Annotated in this window: 23 protein-coding genes; 5 read left to right on the top strand and 18 right to left on the bottom strand. The window is 38.7% G+C overall.

All coding sequences use genetic code 11. The features are described 5' to 3' along the window. Positions 1 to 5: 5 nt before the first annotated feature. Positions 6 to 1343 (bottom strand): DEAD/DEAH box helicase, encoded by a 1338-nt coding sequence (locus CZ809_RS02840; protein WP_080155914.1) that lies wholly within the window; start codon positions 1341 to 1343, stop codon positions 6 to 8. 222 nt (positions 1344 to 1565) lie between these two features. On the opposite strand from CZ809_RS02840, the gene CZ809_RS02835 reads away from it, so the two are divergent. Beyond that, entirely contained in the window at positions 1566 to 2171 is a 606-nt protein-coding gene (locus CZ809_RS02835; protein ID WP_080155913.1) for a DUF2238 domain-containing protein, read from the top strand. A gap of 65 nt (positions 2172 to 2236) precedes the next feature. Here the strand turns inward: CZ809_RS02835 and galE are convergent, their stop codons facing one another. Beyond that, on the bottom strand, positions 2237 to 3256 hold the full coding sequence (gene galE / locus CZ809_RS02830; RefSeq protein ID WP_080155912.1) for a UDP-glucose 4-epimerase GalE: 1020 nt from the start codon (positions 3254 to 3256) through the stop codon (positions 2237 to 2239). Between the two features lie 334 nt (positions 3257 to 3590). On the opposite strand from galE, the gene CZ809_RS02825 reads away from it, so the two are divergent. Further along, positions 3591 to 4469 carry an alpha/beta fold hydrolase gene (locus CZ809_RS02825; RefSeq protein WP_235865764.1) on the top strand — a complete coding sequence of 293 codons (879 nt, stop codon included), beginning with the start codon at positions 3591 to 3593 and terminating at the stop codon, positions 4467 to 4469. Between the two features lie 58 nt (positions 4470 to 4527). On the opposite strand, the gene CZ809_RS02820 is transcribed toward CZ809_RS02825, so the two are convergent. Then, positions 4528 to 4737, bottom strand: a complete 210-nt coding sequence (locus CZ809_RS02820) for a DUF465 domain-containing protein (protein ID WP_080155910.1) — start codon at positions 4735 to 4737, stop codon at positions 4528 to 4530. 340 nt (positions 4738 to 5077) lie between these two features. Here CZ809_RS02820 and CZ809_RS02815 point away from each other — a divergent pair, with 340 nt between their 5' ends. The 3 genes from CZ809_RS02815 to CZ809_RS02805 all read left to right on the top strand — a co-directional run bounded on the left by CZ809_RS02815 (position 5078) and on the right by CZ809_RS02805 (position 7363). Further along, entirely contained in the window at positions 5078 to 6130 is a 1053-nt protein-coding gene (locus CZ809_RS02815) for a GGDEF domain-containing protein (protein WP_080155909.1), read from the top strand. A gap of 9 nt (positions 6131 to 6139) precedes the next feature. Then, positions 6140 to 6655 (top strand): NUDIX hydrolase, encoded by a 516-nt coding sequence (locus CZ809_RS02810; protein ID WP_080155908.1) that lies wholly within the window; start codon positions 6140 to 6142, stop codon positions 6653 to 6655. Positions 6656 to 6805: 150 nt separating this feature from the next. Continuing rightward, complete coding sequence (locus tag CZ809_RS02805) at positions 6806 to 7363, top strand: manganese efflux pump MntP (protein WP_080155907.1); 558 nt, start codon at positions 6806 to 6808, stop codon at positions 7361 to 7363. 74 nt (positions 7364 to 7437) lie between these two features. Here CZ809_RS02805 and CZ809_RS02800 read toward each other — a convergent pair whose 3' ends face one another. The 15 genes from CZ809_RS02800 to CZ809_RS02730 all read right to left on the bottom strand — a co-directional run bounded on the left by CZ809_RS02800 (position 7438) and on the right by CZ809_RS02730 (position 20328). Then, the gene (locus tag CZ809_RS02800; RefSeq protein ID WP_080155906.1) at positions 7438 to 8346 is read right to left on the bottom strand and encodes an ABC transporter substrate-binding protein; all 909 of its coding nucleotides are present in this window, start codon (positions 8344 to 8346) and stop codon (positions 7438 to 7440) included. 27 nt (positions 8347 to 8373) lie between these two features. Continuing rightward, the gene (locus CZ809_RS02795) at positions 8374 to 9249 is read right to left on the bottom strand and encodes a metal ABC transporter permease (RefSeq protein WP_080155905.1); all 876 of its coding nucleotides are present in this window, start codon (positions 9247 to 9249) and stop codon (positions 8374 to 8376) included. After that, the gene (locus CZ809_RS02790) at positions 9249 to 10004 is read right to left on the bottom strand and encodes a metal ABC transporter ATP-binding protein (RefSeq protein WP_080155904.1); all 756 of its coding nucleotides are present in this window, start codon (positions 10002 to 10004) and stop codon (positions 9249 to 9251) included. Before CZ809_RS02790 ends, CZ809_RS02795 begins: the two co-directional genes overlap by 1 nt. Continuing rightward, entirely contained in the window at positions 10001 to 10909 is a 909-nt protein-coding gene (locus CZ809_RS02785) for a metal ABC transporter solute-binding protein, Zn/Mn family (RefSeq protein WP_080155903.1), read from the bottom strand. Before CZ809_RS02785 ends, CZ809_RS02790 begins: the two co-directional genes overlap by 4 nt. 69 nt (positions 10910 to 10978) lie before the next feature. Beyond that, on the bottom strand, positions 10979 to 11563 hold the full coding sequence (locus CZ809_RS02780; RefSeq protein ID WP_080155902.1) for a DUF6162 family protein: 585 nt from the start codon (positions 11561 to 11563) through the stop codon (positions 10979 to 10981). Continuing rightward, the gene (locus tag CZ809_RS02775; RefSeq protein WP_080155901.1) at positions 11560 to 11883 is read right to left on the bottom strand and encodes a hypothetical protein; all 324 of its coding nucleotides are present in this window, start codon (positions 11881 to 11883) and stop codon (positions 11560 to 11562) included. Before CZ809_RS02775 ends, CZ809_RS02780 begins: the two co-directional genes overlap by 4 nt. Before the next feature lie 98 nt (positions 11884 to 11981). Next, the gene (locus CZ809_RS02770; RefSeq protein WP_080155900.1) at positions 11982 to 12815 is read right to left on the bottom strand and encodes a DUF4198 domain-containing protein; all 834 of its coding nucleotides are present in this window, start codon (positions 12813 to 12815) and stop codon (positions 11982 to 11984) included. A gap of 14 nt (positions 12816 to 12829) precedes the next feature. After that, positions 12830 to 13354, bottom strand: coding sequence for a DUF2271 domain-containing protein (locus tag CZ809_RS02765; RefSeq protein ID WP_080155899.1), 525 nt, complete (start codon positions 13352 to 13354; stop codon positions 12830 to 12832). A gap of 37 nt (positions 13355 to 13391) precedes the next feature. Continuing rightward, on the bottom strand, positions 13392 to 14021 hold the full coding sequence (locus CZ809_RS02760; protein WP_080155898.1) for a PepSY-associated TM helix domain-containing protein: 630 nt from the start codon (positions 14019 to 14021) through the stop codon (positions 13392 to 13394). Positions 14022 to 14306: 285 nt separating this feature from the next. Then, complete coding sequence (locus CZ809_RS02755; protein ID WP_080155897.1) at positions 14307 to 15956, bottom strand: phosphoethanolamine transferase; 1650 nt, start codon at positions 15954 to 15956, stop codon at positions 14307 to 14309. A gap of 233 nt (positions 15957 to 16189) precedes the next feature. Then, entirely contained in the window at positions 16190 to 17377 is a 1188-nt protein-coding gene (locus tag CZ809_RS02750; protein ID WP_080155896.1) for a hypothetical protein, read from the bottom strand. Then, positions 17377 to 18027 (bottom strand): energy transducer TonB, encoded by a 651-nt coding sequence (locus tag CZ809_RS02745; protein ID WP_080155895.1) that lies wholly within the window; start codon positions 18025 to 18027, stop codon positions 17377 to 17379. The genes CZ809_RS02750 and CZ809_RS02745 overlap by 1 nt, the downstream gene beginning before the upstream one ends. Beyond that, positions 18027 to 18431, bottom strand: coding sequence for an ExbD/TolR family protein (locus CZ809_RS02740; RefSeq protein WP_036789967.1), 405 nt, complete (start codon positions 18429 to 18431; stop codon positions 18027 to 18029). The genes CZ809_RS02745 and CZ809_RS02740 overlap by 1 nt, the downstream gene beginning before the upstream one ends. Then, a complete protein-coding gene (locus CZ809_RS02735) occupies positions 18428 to 18961 on the bottom strand; it encodes a MotA/TolQ/ExbB proton channel family protein (RefSeq protein WP_080155894.1) in 534 nt (177 codons plus the stop codon). The genes CZ809_RS02740 and CZ809_RS02735 overlap by 4 nt, the downstream gene beginning before the upstream one ends. Beyond that, on the bottom strand, positions 18961 to 20328 hold the full coding sequence (locus CZ809_RS02730) for a MotA/TolQ/ExbB proton channel family protein (protein ID WP_080155893.1): 1368 nt from the start codon (positions 20326 to 20328) through the stop codon (positions 18961 to 18963). Before CZ809_RS02730 ends, CZ809_RS02735 begins: the two co-directional genes overlap by 1 nt.

The following is a 20328-nucleotide window of genomic DNA, read 5'->3' as shown; positions in this document are numbered from 1 at the left end:
AACTATTAGTCATCTTGGCTTACATCAGTATTGCGTTTTTTCTTAGGGATAAAGACATCATTACCCACAGCTTGGTTTTCGTAAAAACGCTTATCAACTCTTTTCTTCGCTTTAGGTGCTTGCGTTTGTTTAGCAGTACCCGTTTTATTCGTTGTTGTTTTCTTAACAATCTTCTTCTTCGGTACCGGTTTAAGACCTTTAAACTTACCAACTAAGCCTTCGATTGTTGTGAACTCAATCTTTTGTTTCAAGAATGCTTCAACCGCTTTAAAGCTCTTCCAGTCTTTAGGACCAACTAATGAAACAGCATCACCTTTGTTACCGGCACGACCAGTACGGCCCACACGGTGAACATATTCTTCAGCATGTTTTGGCATATCAAAGTTAATAACAAGCGATACGCTATCAATATCTAGACCACGAGAGGCGATATCTGTTGTCACAAGAATCTTATGACAATTACGCTCAAACTGGCTCATGATGTTATTACGTTGCGATTGATTCAAGTTACCGCTTAGTGCAACAGCTTTTAATTTACGTTCATTTAACTCAGCGGTTAGACGATCGGTATCAGCACGTGTTGCAGTAAAGATAATAACTTGATTGTAATCTTCTACTTCTAACACTTTATCAAGCAATGCTTGTTTATGATCTAAGTGATCACACAAAATAAAGCGTTGAGTAATATCTGTGTGTTCTTCTGCTGAGTGGCCAATTGAAATGCGCTTAGGGTTATCTAACATTTCAGAAGCCATATCAAGAACATCAACATGGTCCATCGTGGCTGAGAACATCAATGTTTGACGGCGACGGTGGTTAGCCGCTTCGTTAATACGACGTAGTTGAGGTTCAAAGCCCAGATCAAGCATACGGTCTGCTTCATCAAGAATCAGCATTTCTAAGCCATCAAGATGTGTACTGCGGTGCTCAAGGTGATCAGCAAAACGACCAGGAGTTGCAACAACAAACATCGGATCATTACGTAATGCTTTTACTTGGTCGTTGAAGTTTTCACCGCCAACAATCAATGTGCCATCGTACGGTGTTCCCGCATTAAGCGTGCGTAACTGTGCAAAAATTTGTTTTGCTAATTCACGCGTTGGCGTCAAAATTAGAACACGAGGATCACGACGAGTAAATGGCTTGCTACGGTACATACGTTGCATCGCAGGTAATAAAAATGCCAGAGTTTTACCGGAACCCGTTTTCGACGATGCCAAAATATCTTTGCCTGCAATAGCAACAGGGACTGCCGTTTGTTGAATTTCGGTTGCTCGATCAAACGCCAAATGAGTCAGTTTCTTTAATAGGCGTGGGTCTAAGCCAAGATCTTTAAAATGCAAAATGATGCTCCGGTAAAAACAACTCAGATTATGAGTGTGTACTGTCAAATATGATGAATATCACAATATTGTGAAAACATTAGTTGGAAATTATAACACAAACCAACTTTAAAAAACCTAAAATAACGCACCTCACCTGCGTTAACATATTGATAATCTTTATTGCTATAACTACATCAAAAACGTTATCCTTTGGATCAATACTAATGATAAGGAATTGAAATGATTAGGAACAAATACCCAAAATGGTTAGCGCTGTGCTATATCATCTTTTTTATTGCGCTTGGCCTTAATCCTGCTTTTCGTGCAGTATGGATTGCAGAAGCTATTCCTCTCGTCATCGTATTTTTATTTTTAGTGATCAGCTACCGTTATTTTGTGTTTAGTAACCTTGCTTACACGTTAATGGCAATATGGCTGGTATTACATAATATTGGTGCCCATTACACGTTTGCAAATGTCCCTTTTGATTGGATTAACCACCTTCTAGATTCAAACCGTAATCAGTTTGATCGCTTTGCACATTTTTCAATTGGTTTATATGCATTTCCAGTCGCCGAATTTTTAGTACGTAAAGGCCATTGCAAACCAATCATTGCTGCACTCTTTGGTTTATTTGCCATTATGGCAACAGCCGCCGCTTATGAAATTGTTGAATGGTGGTATGCCGCCAGTGCTGGTGGCGAAGCAGGTATTGAGTTTCTAGGATCCCAAGGTGATATTTGGGATGCGCAAAAAGACATGCTAGCCGATACTCTTGGCGCTATTGCTAGTTTGATCATCTTCTTTGTAGCGAAACCCTATGCTACCACTAATAAACATTATTAATGTCTATTCTTTCCTCATAAAAAAAGGCGCTAAATTAGCGCCTTTTTATTTAATCCAATCTAGAATTACTCTGCGTCAGGGTAACCATCTGGATTTGTTGACTGCCAACGCCAAGTATCTTGCGTCATATCATCAAGTGTTAGTTTTGCTTCCCAATGCAATTCAGCTTTTGCTTTCGCAGGATCAGCCCAACATTCAGCAATATCACCAGCACGACGTGGTGCAATCTTATAAGGCACTTCTACACCAGAAGCTTTTTCAAATGCTTTTGCCATTTGCAATACACTGTTACCGTTACCAGTACCTAAATTGTAAATGTGTAAGCCTGCTTCACGGCCTTTGTGTGTTAATGCTGCAAGGTGACCATCAGCAAGATCAACCACGTGAATGTAGTCACGCACACCTGTACCATCAACTGTTGGGTAGTCGTTACCAAAAACAGATAAGAACTCACGACGACCAACAGCTACTTGAGAAATAAATGGCATCAAGTTGTTAGGAATACCTTGTGGATCTTCACCCATAGTGCCTGATTTATGCGAACCTACTGGGTTAAAGTAACGCAGTAATGTCACACTCATTTCAGGATATGCATGTTGAATATCAGCAAGACACTCTTCTACCATTAGCTTACTACGGCCATATGGGTTAGTTGCACTTGTTGGAAAATCTTCAGTGATCGGCACAGATGCAGGATCGCCATAAACTGTTGCTGATGAGCTAAAGATAATTGCATTAACACCAGCGGCACGCATCGCTTCAACAAGCACTAATGTACCACTAACATTATTGTCGTAATACTCTAGTGGCTTTTCTACTGACTCGCCTACGGCTTTTAGTCCCGCAAAGTGAATTACCGCATCGATATCATTTTCAGCAAAAACACTGTCTAAAAATTTACGATCACGAATATCACCTTTATAGAATGCAGGTGTTACGCCAGTTAAGTTATTAATGCGCCCTAATACGGTTTCTTTACTGTTATACAAATTATCAACAATAATTGGGGTCATACCCGCTTCAATCATTTGTACACAAGTATGACTACCAATGTAGCCCATACCACCAGTAACTAATACACGCATAGTGTCTCCTAGTCGTTAATACGTAGTTTCGATCTAAATATTAATACATATTTCGTATGGCAATAATACGATTATATATAAAAATTTATTATAGAAAAAGATTATGCTATCGATTGTTTTCTTTAGCAACATACTGATTAACATAAAATTGAATTTTGACATAATGCTAACTCAAAAAACAAATACAGACTTCACATTTTTATTTTTATTATTAGCTATGAATATTCTTACCAACAACAATAAAACATCGTATAATTAGTTCGTTTTTCAATTATTAGAGCAACCTATGAAACGATTCATACATTATTTTATCCTTTTATGGACATTAGTTTTCATGACTACTGGCTGTGAAGTTGTTCGTTGGAAAACAGAACACGATCAGTCATCTTTAGAGAAAGAAGGCTTTAGCAAGCACCAAATAACACTCAAAGAAGGCGGTAAACTAACCTATTGGGAAGGTGGTCAAGGTCAGCCTCTATTATTATTGCATGGTTTTGGCGGTACTGCGGCTGCGACATGGAAAGCTGAAATGCTACAGCTGAGTAAAAAGTACCATATAATTGCACCCGATTTACTCTGGTTTGGTGAATCATACAGTGATAATGCCGCACAACTCTCAACCCAAACGAATGCTATTTGGCAATTAGTTGATACGTTACAGCTAAAGAAAGTAGATGTCGCGGGTATTTCTTATGGTGGTTTTATCACCTATGACATGATGTTGACACCTGAACGCATCAATAAAGCAGTGATCATTGCTAGCCCAGGCCCATTATTTAGTGATGACGATTTAGATGATTTAGTTAAACGCGCAGGTATTAACTCGCCAGAAGAGTTATTTGTGCCCAACAGTGGTGATGATGTTAAACGTCTTTATGACAACGTATTTATTGAGAAAAAGCGCATCCCTGATTTTATTGCAAATCAAATTTACCTTGATTACTTTTCGCAATGGAAGCCACAACGAACACAATTAATTAAAACATTGCCTAATGACAGAGATCGAATCCAACAATATGATCCTAAAAAACTGCCTCAAGCGCTTATTATATGGGGACAAAATGACCAAATATTTCCGCTTAATAGTGGCATAAAACTAAGTAAATATATTCAAGCACCTATCATTGTATTACCAAAAACAGCACATGGTATTACTAACGAGCAACCTCAAATAACAGCTGATTTGATTGATAATTTCTTATCATCGTTATAAATCTAAATATAGCTGCAATAAAAAAGAGAAGCCGACCACGCTTCTCTTTTTTTATTTATTATGATTTTTGTTGTAAATAAACAAAGATTTCATCTTTTAATAACAGCTTTTCTTTTTTCAATTGTTCAATGAGCGTTTCATCAAAACCATTTGCGGAAGTCATTACATTAATTTTATCATCTAATTCATTATGCTTTTTAAATAGACGATCAAAATGCACATCATGACCTTTTAGTGATGTAATTAAGCTTCTATATTCTGGAAACATTGTCGCTCCTACTCATTTTAAAACACACTTTATTTATACTAAACTAGAATAATTATTCATGGGAGTAGATCTCATTTTTAATCATTCAAGCTAAAAAGTTTGTATTCTCATAAATAGACATCATAGATAAAATCCATTTTTATACTTTCCATATCATACAGTTATACCTAAAAACCACATCTTTCGCATTCATTACGATAACAAGATCTCTTTTTAAAATATTATTTTACATTAAAGTTAAAAAATAATTAGACATCAATCGCAATACTGATATACTTCCCAAAAAAATGTACAATGTGTTGTATTTGTCCAAATGTTGTTATAAAGGTTTTTTCATATCATGGTTACATTGATTAAAAGTACTCAGCTGCAAGCTACAAACTTTGCCTATATTGAACTGAGTGAGAAAACATTAAAAAAACAACTTTCTTTATTATTTCCTTTTGCTGGCGCCATCTGTGCCATTATTGCCTTTACTTATTTCGTCTCACAACAAGCACATTATTTTACTGTCGTCGGTATACTCGGTATGACATTGTGCTACACCCTTGCAGCATTAAATCGAACCCTCTTTTCTGCCACTATTCTTTTTTGGATCTTTTTAATCGCTACTACACTTATTTGCTCAACTGGTTTTTATTTTACTGGTGCTCGTCATATCAGTAATACCATCGGCTTAACAATTCCATTATTAAGTTTTTTCGCTTTACAAATCAGAACGGCTGCTTGGTATAGTACTATTTTTGGGCTGTTGTATATCATATTGAGTGTGTCCGAAATAACGAACAAACATATGCAGATTTCATCTGCCCTTCAAAACATATGTGCATATTCTATTATCTTTGTCATGGCCTTTTTATTATCTCGTCATCGTTATGATGCTATTTTGCAAGTGAAAAGAACCACTACCAATGATTTCCTCACCGGTTTACTCAATCGTGAAGGGTTACTGCCCCTGTATCAAAACGAATCATCTCGTTGTAAGCGTTATCGCCGCGATATTTCAATGTTATTAATAAATATTGATAAATTTAGAGAAGTAAATGACCGATTTGGACTTGATGCTGGTGATAAAACACTCATGATGATGGCTAAATTCCTACGTGAAACCTGTGGGGATAATATGCATATTGCTCGTTTAAGTAGCCAAGAGTTTTGTATCATTATTCCAGATGCCGATATTCAAGCAGCGGAACAATTTGCCATCAAAATTCGTGATGAAATTAGTCAGTGGATATTAGAACTAACGACTGGACACCAAATAAAGATCACCGTAAGTATCGGTATTACTAACATTGAATATCAAGATTTTAGCTATGACTACATCAAAGCCGAAAGTGCATTGATGCGGGCAAAACGTTGGGGCTATAATCAAATAGCAACCAACGATTAGAGAATAGTAATGAGCATAAAAAAACACTACCAATGGAAATGTTTTAGTATTGAAGAACAGCCGCATTTGCTACCCGATGGCAGAGAAATAGCTTGTACTAGTATAAAACATCCTGGTGCTGTGATTATTATTCCAATAGATCATAATGGTGATCTGGTACTTGTTCATCAATACCGTCCAGCAGTCAGCCAATGGCTATATGAATTTCCAGCAGGCACGCTTGAAGTAAAAGAAGACATTTTCATTTGTGCACAACGTGAATTAGCAGAAGAAACTAACCTCGCAGCTAGCCAATGGCACCCTCTTGGTCAATTACTTCCAGCGCCTAGTTTTTGTGATGAAATACAGTATTTATATGTTGCTCAAGGGCTATCAGCAACCGAAGGCCAACTAGATGATGATGAAATCATTAATGTTGTGACATTATCTGTCGCTGAAGTAGAACAAAAAATTGCAGATAACCACATCCAAGACAACAAAACCTTAGCGGCTTTTTTAAAGGCACGGATTTCAGGCTTTATTTAAAAAAAATAAATATAAACATATTGCGATATTCGATAATAAATAGCGCAATATGTTTAATCTCGCTCATATCTGAAAAATTACTATTCACACAAATACATCGCGTTAAACTGCATTTCAGTTTATAAAAGCATTTTTACGAGATGAACTATCGTGTCTTTCTTACTCGCTTTGATATTCTCCCTTTCATCAAATCTCGATAATTTCGTTATTGGCCTAACTTATGGCGTAAAGAATGAAAGGATCCCACTTGTATCTAATGCAATCATTGCTTTTATTACTGCATTAGTTACCTTTATCTCTATGCTTGGTGGACAATTAGTAACCCAACTGATCCCTCATCAAGTCTCTAATGAATTAGGTTCTGTGATTTTCATTTTAATGGGAACGTGGTTCATTTGTGCCGATATGCTAAAAAAACAGCAACAAAAAGAAGAAAAGCAAAGCACTGTGCTAAATTTTAAAGGTGCAGTAATGCTAGGTTTATTACTTTCAATTAATAATATTGGCGTGGGTATTTTAGGTAGTATTACTCATCTTAGTATTTATTTGGTTGTCGCACTGACCTTTATTACAGGCATGATGCTCACTTATGCTGGTAACAATATTGGCGATAGTGTGATAGGAAAAATGGTGGGAAAATATAACGATTTGATCTCTGGCGGGTTACTGATTTTATTAGGTATTCTGTCTTTGTTCTTTTCGTTTTAAAACAAATACACTTAAATAGTATGAAGCCCAGCAATTATCTCGTAAAACAACAATCTGGGCTTCTATTTCTAAGATTATAATTTAATCTGCCAGCGTTTTAGTGGCTCGCTATGATTAATACCAACACGACCCCAACGATCAACACTATCAACAATGAGTACAGATGTACCTTTAGGCAATAAAGCCTGCTGAGATAAGGTTAATTTTTTTGTACTCAATAACCACAATGCTTTATCTTCTGCTAACAATGTTGTCAGTTTTTGTTTATCTGCTACTGTCCACTCAAGTTCAGGTTTGGTTAAACGATCCACAACAAAGAGCTGGTTACCAGACGCGAAATCTTCAAGCTCAGTTGATAATAAGACTACTGAATCAATTTCTGCATCCATTAGCACTTGTTGTTGAGCATTAATCAACTTACGAACATCCCCCATCAGTTGCTGTTGATTTTGTTCAATTTGTTGCGCTTTATTCGGCCATAAACGCTGTAAATCATCACTTACAATAGCAGCCATTCGACTTAAATTTGTCGGATTTAACCACGAATACATTGATACTGAACCGTCATCTAAACGTAATGCAGCAATACCTTGCCCTTGTGGTGAAATCGCCTGTGATGCATCAATTTCAATAATATTAATATTGCCTTGGCGGGCATAGATATAAAGTGGGTCTTGCGGCCAAACAGCGCCTAATGTCACGACAGCTTGTGCATCTTTACTGGCCTCTTGCGTTACAATGTCACCTTTTGAAGCAAACCAATTCGGTAATCGTGACACACCGTAACGTTTAGGAGGCAGATATTTTGTCGTTATACCTGTGTCATGGGTCAGTTCAGATGCCAACATATAAGTTACGGGCGTTGCAGTTAAAATATCCTCTGCTTTTGCTGAATGACTATAACTGCTGCCGCTCACAATAATAGCAACAGCACAAACCGATTGAATCAGTGAACGTATTGGGTGAAGCTGGAGATGACTCATGATGATTCCTTAAACAAAATACAGCAACTACCCTTTACGAACAATGCGGTAACAGGTGGCGATTAAAAAGAACGTAGCAGCAACAATAATAATTGCCGCTCCTGATGGAATAGGTAATTTAAGCTCCATCGGTAAAATAGTACCAATCACACAACTTATGGTCGCTAATAACGATGACAACAAAACAAAGCTACCCATATTTTTAGTCAATAAACGTGCTGTTGCACCAGGAATAAGCAGTAAAGCACCGACCAGCACCGCCCCCACAATTTTAACGGATGCAATAGTGACGAGGGTTATCATGATCACAAACAGATAATCATAAAAATTCGTTTTATAACCTCGAATACGTGCAATGTCAGGGCTGATACAAGTTAATAATATTCGGTTAAATGTTGGTATGAGCACCATAATAATTAAACTACAGCTTATTAATAACACCCATAAATCTTGATCTGTTACGGTTAGAATTGAACCAAACAGAACATTTTCTAACATATGAATATTGATTTTTCGCGCCACATACATCAATAATGCAGCACCAACGGCTAATGCTAATGCTAAAAATACACCGACTAACGTATCGTAAGGCACATTAGTTCGATTACGAACAAAGTGCAGCAGTAACGCGAAGATCATGCAAAAACTAAATAAACCGATAAAGGGATTTTCTGGCGGTTCACCTAATAACACTCCTAATGCGATCCCTGTTAATGCCGCGTGACCAACTGCCTCAGAGAAAAAGGCTAGTCGCTTAGCAATAACTAAAGTACCCAACCCTCCGAGTAATGGACCTAATAACAGTGCGGCAACGATAGCATTAACCATAAAGACATATGAAAAGCTGTCACTTAACAATCCCGCATCAACCCCCAGTTGTGCCCAATGACGTAATAACTCCATTACGCAACCTCGTGTTGATTTGCCACAATTGGCGCATGACTGTAATGATTAAATAACCGTTCAATTTTTTCAGGAACCAGCACTTCAGAGTGATGACCAGAATCAACAACGATACGATTAACCACATGTACTTGCGCATCAAGGCGTCGAACTGCGGTTACATCATGATGAACCGCTAATACAGTTTTTCCTTGCGCAACAAATTCATGAATTAATGATTCTAAATAACGAACTCCTTGCTCATCCATGCCCGTTGTCGGTTCATCAAGCACTAATAAATCAGGATCATCCAATAACGCTTGAGCAAACAAAACCCGTTGCTGTTCACCACCAGATAATTGCCCCATGCGTCGATCAGCACGATTGGCCATACCGACACGTTCTAGTTGGCTTAATGCAAACAACTTATCTTGTTGACGTTTACGCCAAAACAAAGGAGAACGGGTTAAATTTAATAAAATAAAATCCATCACTGTTAACGGTAAACTTTGTTCAAACATCGCTTTTTGCGGCACATAACCAACGGAGCCGGGTTTACCATTATTGGCAGCATCATTCCATAAAATATCAACGTTGCCTTTGAACGGTGTTAAACCTAAAATTGACCGTAATAACGATGTTTTCCCACCACCATTAGGCCCCATCACAACATGGCATTGCCCTGCTTCAAAACTATGGTTGATGTTAGATAAAATATGGTTTTCACCGTATTGCAGCTCAAGGTTTGCAATCTCAATGCGAGGACCAAAACTCATGCTTGATCCTTACTAACAGCAAATTGCATTGCTTCAACTAATGTGGTTAAGTTTTGCTGCATCTCAATTTCTACTTTATTCGCTTCATATTCGCCGTGCGTCATATGTGAAAAACGGTATAACTTCACTCCCGTTGCTTTTTCTATGGTGTCGACGTAACGATTAGGCATATTTAATTCATAAAACAATACATCAATACCTGATTGCTTTATTTTTTCGATGGTTTCTTGTAATTGACTCGCACTGGGTTCAACACCATGTGCTGGTTCAATCACTGCCGCGACATCAACACCAAATTCTTGTAATAAATAACCGTAAGCATTATGCGTTGTCGCAACTTTCATTCCTGAAGTATCTAAATCACCAAGTGCAAGCATGGCTTTACGTTTCATTAATCGAAATGTTTTTGCATAACTACGGGCATTTTTTCGGTATTCCGCAGCATTGTCAGGATCAAGCTCAGCCAACTTATTCGCAATGGTATACACTTTTTGAATCGTGGTTGATAAACCAACAAAGGTATGAGGGTTTACCGCACCATCACCTACAGACTGCCCCATTGCAGGTAGTAACGGCACATCATTGTTGGCTTTAATAACCACTAAATCATCACGTTGAGCCGCATCAATCACTTTCAGAGCAAAGTCATCGTGACCAATACCATTTACAACAATTACATCCATTTGTTTTAAACGACGTAAATCATTAGGTTGTGGTAAATAGTTATGCGGATTAAAACCTGCATCAACTAGAGGAAGAATATCGGCCTTATCGCCAACGACCGCTTTAACGTAACTATAATAAGGCTGCAATGTGATACCGATAGTTAATTTTTCAGCGGCAATACTCGAAAAGCTTGCGAATAATGCAACAGCTGTTAATGCTGTTTTAATGACTATTTTCATAATATTTTTACTTCAATGTTAAGAAATGAATACACCGCAAGCAATACACGATAAGTAAAACAAAAGAGGTTAATGCGCTAACGCTTGTTTATTACTGTCGTGATTAAACACAATCTGTGTCCAACCTTGATCAATCAATTGTTGCGGTTCAAAAGCACCATCATTGTTAGTGAACAGTGGTGTTGTCTGTTTAGAAAGAGCCAACCAAATATCAGGTTCAGGGCGACTGCTATTAAGAATAACGGAAGATGCCCCCTGATTGTCACGGCGCAAACCTTGATAAATTGCGTCATTAATATGCTGCCACTGATGACGGCCTTTACGCTCCCAACTTTTATCTTCAATAAATGGCGCTAACCATAATTCAGATAACTCAGCCATATTTGGCCAATGATTCTGATGTTCAAATTCACGGCTATCTTGATGTAAATTCCGAATTTCTTCATGTGCCAAACGCAACTCAGCTACCATCGCGAGTTCTTCTGAACTTAACTCAGTGACCGCAATTTGATGAGCATCCAATGGTTGTATTTTTGTTTTATTTTGGTGATACGGTAACAACACCGTGGCAAGTAACAGGATAGAAACGATAATACCGCCAACCCATTTCCCTTCCTTACTGCCATTATCTGAAGATACGGCTTGGCGGATCATTTTTCTTTAATCTCAACAACATCGACTTCTACTGGACTTTCATGCCCGGAATCAAACACTAAATAGAAATCAGTTTCAGGTTTAGAAAATTCAGCAATAGAACGTTTATCGGTGTTTACTTTAGCAATCAAATTATCATCGTAATCATACATATTAACGTTGTAATCAACTGCTTTACTGCCATCACTGTAGCCAGTTTCACATGCCACTTTATCGCTTTCAAACCAACAACTCATTAATGGAAAATGTGCATGAGCGGCACTTGAAAATAATCCTAACGTTAAGATTGATAACGTGATCATCGGTAACTGCTTTTTCATAACAACCTCAAACCTGCCCATGTAGTGGGTGTAGGTTACACATTGTGGGTAAAGGTAACGTGCTGTATCTAGATCAGAAACAGCACATTGATAAATAGTTAGTGTAGCGATGCTTCAAAAGTGATATGCACGTTAACGTTAGCAGTATCTACCATTGGGTTATTAGCAACATCACCGCGGTAGTTCGCTTTCATAATATATCGACCCGCAATTTCAGGTGTGAAAGTCACCTTACCGTCTTTATCACTGATAACATCAATCTGTTGTTGATGATTACGGTATAACGTTCCTTCACGGGTTACTTCCGCTACAACGCCTGCTTGTGGTTTACCATTAAAGTAAAATTGGAATGTCACTGGCTCACCCTCAATAATATCGGCTGGGTGAGTGATCGGAAGCAACTCTAAATATTTGCCCGTAATCTCCATTGCCTTAGTGCTTGGCTTACCTACGGTTACGTATGTTTCAGCACGGGTGTAACCCACTTGAGTGACAACGTCACGTGATTTTGGTGGTAATACAGCATCACGCTCAACTTTATTAGCTGCGATCCATTTCACAGTGTCACGACGACCCGCTTTGTATTGAGTAAAATATACTGGCGTCTGATTTACTTGAATTTTATGTGTGCCTTGCTCTTCAAAGTAAAAATCAAAAATAGCACGACGTTTACCACGAATAGTAAAATTAGGACGCTCATTACGCCCATCAGGCATGATCACTTCAGCTGTTTCTGTACTTGCTGGCTTATCATAAACAAACGTGCCATGTGAAGCGGTAACATCAAAAGATAACCAATCCCCCCCCTCTTTTGATACGGTAAAATGTGAAGGTAATATCCAACGAGGGTGTGCATTTGCTGTTGCTGATACCGTTAAGCCTGCAATCACCGCACATGCCAGAGAAAACGCTTTTATTTTATTATTTTTCATAACGTTACTATTACTCAAAGTTTATAATTAAGTTGAATAGCACCTGTTTCTTCTGTCGGTGCAATAACATGGCTAAACGCGTTTTCGCCTAGCTCAATTTTTTGTCGTAAATAGTTGCGACCACCATGTTCACGCACAACTTCAACGTAGAAAATGTAATTACCTTGTTCAACACGTTGGCCTTTATCATTTAAACCATCCCAGACAAATTTATATTCACCAGCAGGACGGGTGGCTGACGTTACCGCATCAACTAACTCACGATCATAACGACCGACTTTTCGCCACCAGCTGCGTAAATCTTTTAACCACTCATCTTTACCGACCCATAACTGCACTGTACGTACGGGTTTACGCTGTTGATCTTCGATCCAAACCGCAACATAAGGACGGGCATACATGGTGGTATCAATAGCCGGTAGCGCAAAATTCACTTCTAGTTGTGCTGCTTCCGGTACGGGTTTAGCTATTGCACTGGCCAATGGTGTTAACAATAACGCGACCAATAATGGTTTTTTGATGATGTGAAACACGGTCATAATGAACCTTCAATAAAATCGACAATCAAATACTGGCTTATGGCACAGCAACAATATAAATCAGTAAACTCACCACAGAGCCCAACCCCATCCATTTCAATGAAGTACGAAAAGTTTTCTTTTTTGGGATCAACAAGCACACGCCAGTTAAAACAAACAACACCATTAATACTGCAGTAATATCAATAAACCAGCGCCAAACCTCACCACTATTACGCCCTTTATGGAGATCATTAAGCACTGCAATCACACCATAATGGGTACTTTCAATAGTGGCTTGTGCGGTTGTCATATCAATAAATACCGTGGCGTTATAACCAGGGCCTTTATAATCCAGTGAAATTTCACCTTCGACTAACTCATCACCATCGATATCTGTAAAAATATCTATAGCTGACGGTGTTCCACGAACCTCACCATGCTTGGCAAGATATGCTATTAATGCAGAGCGATTTGGTGCAAAAGGCCCTTTTTCTGACGCTAATAACTCATTAGGAATTACAAGTTGTTGCTCAACCACATTTGGTGATTGGCTAACAAAAAGATGCGGTCGATTTAATGTAATGCCTGTGATAGCAAAAAATAACACCACCAGCAGTAGTGCCATTGAAATATAAATATGTAAACGTCGCGCCCATAGTTGCACGGCTTTATTTTTTAACACCATCACTAACATCATGCATAAGAGTAACTGGAATAATGATAATTTAATTGATAATCGTTCTTATTGGCATTCAATTTACATTGTTTACGTTGGTTAGAAACGCGTTACGAAATAGAGGTGCGAGGTGCGAGGTGCGAGGTGCGAGGTGCGAGGTGCGAGGTGCGAGGTGCGAGGTGCGAGGTGCGAGGTGCGAGGTGCGAGGTGCGAGGATAATAAAGGCTATAAAAAAATAAACCCCTAATAAAAGTTCATTAGGGGTAATATTTAACGTTGATCCATATAAACTGTCTAATTAGTACGACATTGACGGAAAATATCTTGCTTCGGTTTATAAACAGACGTCTTCACATTCATAATACCTAACATGGAACTAAAGACATTATCTTGTGAATAATCCCCTTGCTTCGCGTTAGTGGCAAGGCTTTTAAGGCAAGTTAGATTTAATCCGCGATCTTGAGTAAAACCGTTAGAGAACCACACCATCATTGGCACAGTTGTTTGGTATTTAGGCGCTAAACTATAAGGTGTGCCATGTAAATATAAACCGCCCTCACCTAGTGATTCACCATGGTCTGAAATATAAAACAACGCTGTATTATATTTATCACTGTAACCTTTTAACTTTTGGATCAATTGACTGATCATATAATCGGTATACAAAATTGTATTATCATAGCTATTTACTATTTGTTCTTTAGTGCAGTTTTCAATATCAGCACGTTGACAGTCCGGCTTAAAAAATGCGCGATCTTTAGGGTAACGTTTATAATATGTTGGTCCGTGACTTCCCATTATATGTAGCGTAATAAACTTGCTGCCCTTCATATTCGCCACTTCTTGATCGAAATTATTCAATAGCGCCATATCAAGGCATGATTCACCATCACATAATGGATCTTCAGTACTATGATTCAAGGTTATTTTTTGAATACGATCACCTGCGCCTTTATCTCCGCCATCGTTTTCTTTCCACAACATCGAAATGCCAGCGCGATGCAGAATGTCAATAAATGTATCTTGGTTATAGGCAATCGCTTTTTTATAGTTACTGCGATTCATTGCAGAGAACATACAAGGAACAGAGACTGCTGTAGCGGTGCCACAAGATGATACATTTTTAAATGAAATCATATTATCAGGCTGAGTATATCGATTCGTTGGGCGCTCATAGCCATTTGCTTGATAATTTTGAGAGCGTGCGGTTTCACCAAGAACAAACACAAACAACGTCGGTTTACCATTAGATGTTGTTGCCGTTACCAACTTAGCATCAGTGCCAATGTGTTGATAAGGGATAGGTTTAGTTAAATAAGTTCGATCAATATATTTAATACCAGTATAAACATATGACGGGTTAATTACTCGATTAAGATATTTATTATTACGCCCTACAGACGCATAGTCTTTGTAGAAGAAGGCAGCAATTAATACAATAACAATAATAGATGCAACAATGGATATTATTTTATATATTACAAATGTTTTAATAAAAGATTGCTTCTTTACCTTTATAGCTATAATAAATAAACAAGGAATAATACCAAGAATGAAAATAGTTATAAAACCAGATAAACTTAGATAAGAAAGTGCCTCACCACTATTGGTTTCAAATATATTCTCCATCATTCCATAATCAAAAATAATCCCATAATGATAGGATGCATAAGCTGTTATAGCTGAAATAAAGGTAAGAACACTAAACAATAAACGCCCAATATAAGGCCACGCTAAAAGTTGAAAAATAATGTTAAGCGCAGCAATAAGAAAGATAGGCAGTGATATTATAAAACCCACACTCACGATTTCTAGTTTTGATAGTATTTCATAAAACTTTTGCCATAGTGGAATATTTAAGACAATCCCAAAATATATAGCAATAAAAAAAACCAATATATTATAATTTAATTCTTTATTAAAAATAGAAGAAGAACGCTTCATTTATCTAACCTAAAATAATAACACAACGAAATGTCAGCCAATGACGATTTTTATGCGCACAAGTATACTATATGCCTATGTAAATAGTAGCACTAAATAACTATGCTTTGAGTGTATATTTATTGAAGAGTTAATGATATTTCTGAGAAAGAAGCTTCTGTTCTATATAAAAAAAGCGAGCTTAATAACTCGCTTTTCTAAAATAATACCTTATTAGTTTATTGCACTAGCTATTAAGCGCTTACATCCATCTGTCGCATCTGGTCTAAATATTTAATCCAACTTTTGGCGGCAGACGATGCCTGAATGTTATTTGCTTGCTTAGCATGAATAATAGCTTGATCGAATTTATTCAATTTGTAATAAATACGTACCTTTGCTAATTCAACATCAGCGCGTTTATCTTTACGTTTAACACGATTAAGCTCAGTTAGTGCTCGTTGATAATGTCCTTCTTGCAATAGCAATTGTGATAACTGCCAGCGATAATGGTTATCTTTATTCGCTACTACTGCCCACAATGCGATAGCTTTATTCCATTCACGTGCCATTTGCCAGTAATTAGCTTGTTCAATTAATAACGTCTTATCACTATTGGCATCTTTCAATGCGGCTATTTGTTCCGCTGCACGTTCTGGAATACCACGCTGAGCATATAATTGCGCTAATACTTTAAGATCTTGCTGACTCAGTGCCACCCCTTGATATTTTGCTAACTTTAATGTCGCTAATGCATCCGCATTTTTACCTGTTCGCATTTGAATACTGGCTAATTGCTGCCACCAAATTAACTTATTTGGTTCAAGTGCGATTAAACGATTCAATGTTGCCGAAGCACCTTGCCACTGTTTAAGTTGTAACTGTGCCCCAAGCTTAATCGATAACGGTGACATTGCGTCTTTAAGACGATAACCATCATAATGCTTCATCGCTGTTAAAACTTGCTGCCATTGTGCTTGCTGGTAATGCGCTTGAGCAATCCGAAGCCACAATTCATCCCCTTTTTGCTTAGCAGGAATATTTTTAGTCAACTTATAATAATGCGGTAGCGCCTGGCTATATTTAGCTTCTGATAACAAAACATCAGCCAACATGCGTTCAGTCGTCCATGCTTGATCATCATGCAACAAACCACTGTTTACTGCTTTTGTTAACAAAGAAATAGCTTGTGACTGTTTCCCTTGCTGCCAATAAAACACCCCCAGCATTCGTTGCACATACGCTTTATCGTAAGCAGAACGTGGGTTCATTTCAATTAACAGTGCAATGGCTTGAGTAAGCTTATCATTTAATTGTAAGTCATTAGCGCGTTGTACCTTGTTGGCTGTCGCTTGTGATAACTGACCACCACTTGCATAAGCATTTGATAATGGCAGTGAGGCCGATAAGGTTAACGCGACAATAAAAGCAATCTTTTTCATTATTGATTCAACCTAAATTCAAGACGTACTGTCTGCCCTTGTTGTGCCATTGCGGTGCCATTAACAACTTGTGGTTGGTACTTCCACTTACGTAATGCACGAATGGCTTCCTTATCAAATAAACGACGAGGCTTGGCATCCATAACAGCAATATCGATTGGTCGACCTTGAGTATCAATGGTGAATTTAAGCACCACATACCCTTCTTTACCTTGACGTAAAGCTCGAGATGGATAACGCGGCTCAACGCGATAAAGAGGCATCGCTTGTTGAGATTTACCTAATCCGTCACCTATTGCTGCTGCACTACTGAAATCAGTAAATTTAGGCGCGTTAACTGCTAAACCATGAATAGACGTATCTAAACCTAAGCTAGGAATTGACGCCATTGGCATCGTCGTTGATGTTGCCGCTTGTGACTGCGACGGTTGCGCTTCAGGTGGTGGCGTTGGCGTTTCTGGCGGTGGTGGAGCAACACGCTGACGACGCTGTGGTGCTTGTTCGTGTTCTACCATCACCATATTAAACGCTAACGGCGGTGCATTATCTTGAGATTGATGATTACCGTTATCGACCATCCATGCCATCAGTGTAAACAGACCTAAAGCCACCGCGAGCGCCAATGGCAACGCCATTAATATGCGCATCATTAGTTTTTCTCCGCCGCCAAAGCAATATTCTTCACCCCTGCACCTTTTGCAGCATCCATCACCTTAACGACCGTACCGTTATAGGCATGTTCATCAGCTTGAATCACTAATGCGGCATCAGGTTGTTCTGTTAACATGTGCTCAAGTGTTGCTTGCACACGTTCGGCATCAACAACTCGCTTATCAATATAAATATCATTTGCTGCGGTAATAGCGACAAAAATACCCGCATCTTTTTGGCTAACCACATGGCTTGCTTGCGGGCGATTCACTTCAACCCCTGATTCACGCACAAAAGAACTAGTAACAATAAAGAAAATCAACATGATGAAAACGATATCTAACATCGAGGTTAAATCTATTTGTGCATCTTCACGCACTGACGAGCGACGACTGAGTCTCATTGCTGACTCCTTAATGATTTTTCTAATTTTAACTCACGCATTTGACACGCTTTTGCCAATCGAGCATGAATAAACATCCCCGCTAGTGCTGCCACCATGCCCGCCATAGTTGGTAATGTCGCCAGTGAAATTCCTGACGCCATTAATCGTGGCTGGCTACTGCCTTGGGTTGCCATTACATCAAACACTGAAATCATACCCGTAACCGTGCCAAGTAAACCTAACATGGGACAAATAGCGACTAACACTTTAATAAAATTAAGGTTTTTGTTTAATGCTATTTTAGCATCACTCAACCAGCCATCTCGAATTGCATGAGCATACCAAGATTGATGATCAGCACGTGCTGCCCATAATACTATCCATTGTTGCTGTTGTTGTGGAAAGTAAAACACAAGGTAAATAACCCGTTCAAACACCAATAACCACAACACCGCAACCACAGCGGCTAACCACCATAAAATCACACCGCCTTGCGCCATAAAATGCGACAGTGATAACCACCACGTTTGTAATACGCTGCTATCCATTAGGCGGCCTGTTCAGTTGTTATGCCAGAATTTTTAATACCACGGTGGTCATTTTTCTCGGCTTGTTCCGCCACCAAGCTAATACCTTGTTTTTCAAGGATCATACGAATATTTTCAGCTTGAGAACTTAAAATGTTATGCGCCAATAGCAATGGCATTGCCGCCACTAAGCCTAGAACCGTGGTCACCAATGCCATTGAAATACCCCCCGCCATCACTTTTGGATCGCCATTACCAAACTGAGTGATCACTTGGAAGGTTTCAATCATACCTGTTACTGTACCTAGCAAACCTAACATCGGCGCTAACGCAGCAAACAGTTTCAGCATTGACAGGCCTTTTTCTAGCCCTTGTTGTTCATCAACAATCGTTTCTAATAAACGCAATTCTAACGCTTCAACGCTGCGGCTTTGCTCTTTGTTATAAACCGCTAGAATATGACCCAGTGGATTATTACCCGGCTTAGAAGGTTGCTTTAGCTGTGTTTTGATTTGTTGACGAATAATGGCTAATTTCACACCACGGAAAATCGCAATACCTGCACCAATAGCCAGTAGTAATAGAATGATTTTGCCAACTGCGCCACCTGCTTGCAGACGATCCATTAATGTCGGTGCTTGGGCTAATTGCTCTAGCATCACCCCACGTGAAGGATCGACCACCAGCATGTCATTACCTGTTGATATTAGTTGATCGTAATCAGCCAATGTCGGTGCATGTTCAGGTTGCTGTAAATACGCCATTGCCACGTGTTGGCTGCCATCCCAATTGAGATAGCCGTTATCACCCACTAAGCCAATACTGCCTAAACGCAATGCCTGAATATCACTTTGCTCACCATCACCGTTAATGTATGGCACGGTGACTTTCGCAATTTGTCCGCTCGCAACGATCTGATCAGTCATTGCTTGCCATAAACCTTGCAATTGCACCATTGATGGTAAGACTTTCGCTGCGACAATCTCATTCACAACGGCGTTATCTTGGCTGTTATCAATCGCGGTTACAGCATGTTGTTGCTCTGCTTGTACTTCTTTGGCGGTTTGACGTACAACACCAAATAACTCGCCTAAGCTGCCACTTTCTAGCCGTAATTGTTGTTCTAACGTCGCTAAACGTTGTTCATTAGCACTAAAAGTTGTACTTAATACTTCTGTAGCAGCCTTTAATTTATTACGTTCAGCTAATAACGCATTGTATTGCGCTTTAATATTATGATGAGTGCTATTAAAGCCCGCTTCACGTTGAACATTATGCTGAGCCTGTTGGCTATGCTCTTGTTGTGCTTGCTTTACTACAGATTCTGCATTTGCGGTCAATGGCAAACTTGCAATACATAATGCGGCAACTAACGTTTTTAATTTCAT

The sequence above is a fragment of the Photobacterium piscicola genome, assembly GCF_900166965.1.
Classification (GTDB): domain Bacteria; phylum Pseudomonadota; class Gammaproteobacteria; order Enterobacterales; family Vibrionaceae; genus Photobacterium; species Photobacterium piscicola.
This window is presented reverse-complemented; position numbering and strand designations above follow the sequence as displayed.

Excerpts from the sequence above, each read along its gene's own strand:
- CZ809_RS02795 (WP_080155905.1), bottom strand. The coding sequence starts at position 9,249 with ATGGAGTTATTACGTCATTGGGCACAACTGGGGGTTGATGCGGGATTG.
- CZ809_RS02770 (WP_080155900.1), bottom strand. The coding sequence starts at position 12,815 with ATGAAAAATAATAAAATAAAAGCGTTTTCTCTGGCATGTGCGGTGATT.
- CZ809_RS02735 (WP_080155894.1), bottom strand. The coding sequence starts at position 18,961 with ATGGATAGCAGCGTATTACAAACGTGGTGGTTATCACTGTCGCATTTT.
- CZ809_RS02825 (WP_235865764.1), top strand. The coding sequence starts at position 3,591 with ATGACTACTGGCTGTGAAGTTGTTCGTTGGAAAACAGAACACGATCAG.
- CZ809_RS02755 (WP_080155897.1), bottom strand. The coding sequence starts at position 15,956 with ATGAAGCGTTCTTCTTCTATTTTTAATAAAGAATTAAATTATAATATA.
- CZ809_RS02810 (WP_080155908.1), top strand. The coding sequence starts at position 6,140 with ATGAGCATAAAAAAACACTACCAATGGAAATGTTTTAGTATTGAAGAA.
- CZ809_RS02800 (WP_080155906.1), bottom strand. The coding sequence starts at position 8,346 with ATGAGTCATCTCCAGCTTCACCCAATACGTTCACTGATTCAATCGGTT.
- CZ809_RS02730 (WP_080155893.1), bottom strand. The coding sequence starts at position 20,328 with ATGAAATTAAAAACGTTAGTTGCCGCATTATGTATTGCAAGTTTGCCA.
- CZ809_RS02760 (WP_080155898.1), bottom strand. The coding sequence starts at position 14,021 with ATGGTGTTAAAAAATAAAGCCGTGCAACTATGGGCGCGACGTTTACAT.
- CZ809_RS02775 (WP_080155901.1), bottom strand. The coding sequence starts at position 11,883 with ATGAAAAAGCAGTTACCGATGATCACGTTATCAATCTTAACGTTAGGA.
- galE (WP_080155912.1), bottom strand. The coding sequence starts at position 3,256 with ATGCGTGTATTAGTTACTGGTGGTATGGGCTACATTGGTAGTCATACT.
- CZ809_RS02785 (WP_080155903.1), bottom strand. The coding sequence starts at position 10,909 with ATGAAAATAGTCATTAAAACAGCATTAACAGCTGTTGCATTATTCGCA.
- CZ809_RS02780 (WP_080155902.1), bottom strand. The coding sequence starts at position 11,563 with ATGATCCGCCAAGCCGTATCTTCAGATAATGGCAGTAAGGAAGGGAAA.
- CZ809_RS02820 (WP_080155910.1), bottom strand. The coding sequence starts at position 4,737 with ATGTTTCCAGAATATAGAAGCTTAATTACATCACTAAAAGGTCATGAT.
- CZ809_RS02815 (WP_080155909.1), top strand. The coding sequence starts at position 5,078 with ATGGTTACATTGATTAAAAGTACTCAGCTGCAAGCTACAAACTTTGCC.
- CZ809_RS02835 (WP_080155913.1), top strand. The coding sequence starts at position 1,566 with ATGATTAGGAACAAATACCCAAAATGGTTAGCGCTGTGCTATATCATC.
- CZ809_RS02740 (WP_036789967.1), bottom strand. The coding sequence starts at position 18,431 with ATGAGACTCAGTCGTCGCTCGTCAGTGCGTGAAGATGCACAAATAGAT.
- CZ809_RS02750 (WP_080155896.1), bottom strand. The coding sequence starts at position 17,377 with ATGAAAAAGATTGCTTTTATTGTCGCGTTAACCTTATCGGCCTCACTG.
- CZ809_RS02790 (WP_080155904.1), bottom strand. The coding sequence starts at position 10,004 with ATGAGTTTTGGTCCTCGCATTGAGATTGCAAACCTTGAGCTGCAATAC.
- CZ809_RS02765 (WP_080155899.1), bottom strand. The coding sequence starts at position 13,354 with ATGACCGTGTTTCACATCATCAAAAAACCATTATTGGTCGCGTTATTG.
- CZ809_RS02745 (WP_080155895.1), bottom strand. The coding sequence starts at position 18,027 with ATGATGCGCATATTAATGGCGTTGCCATTGGCGCTCGCGGTGGCTTTA.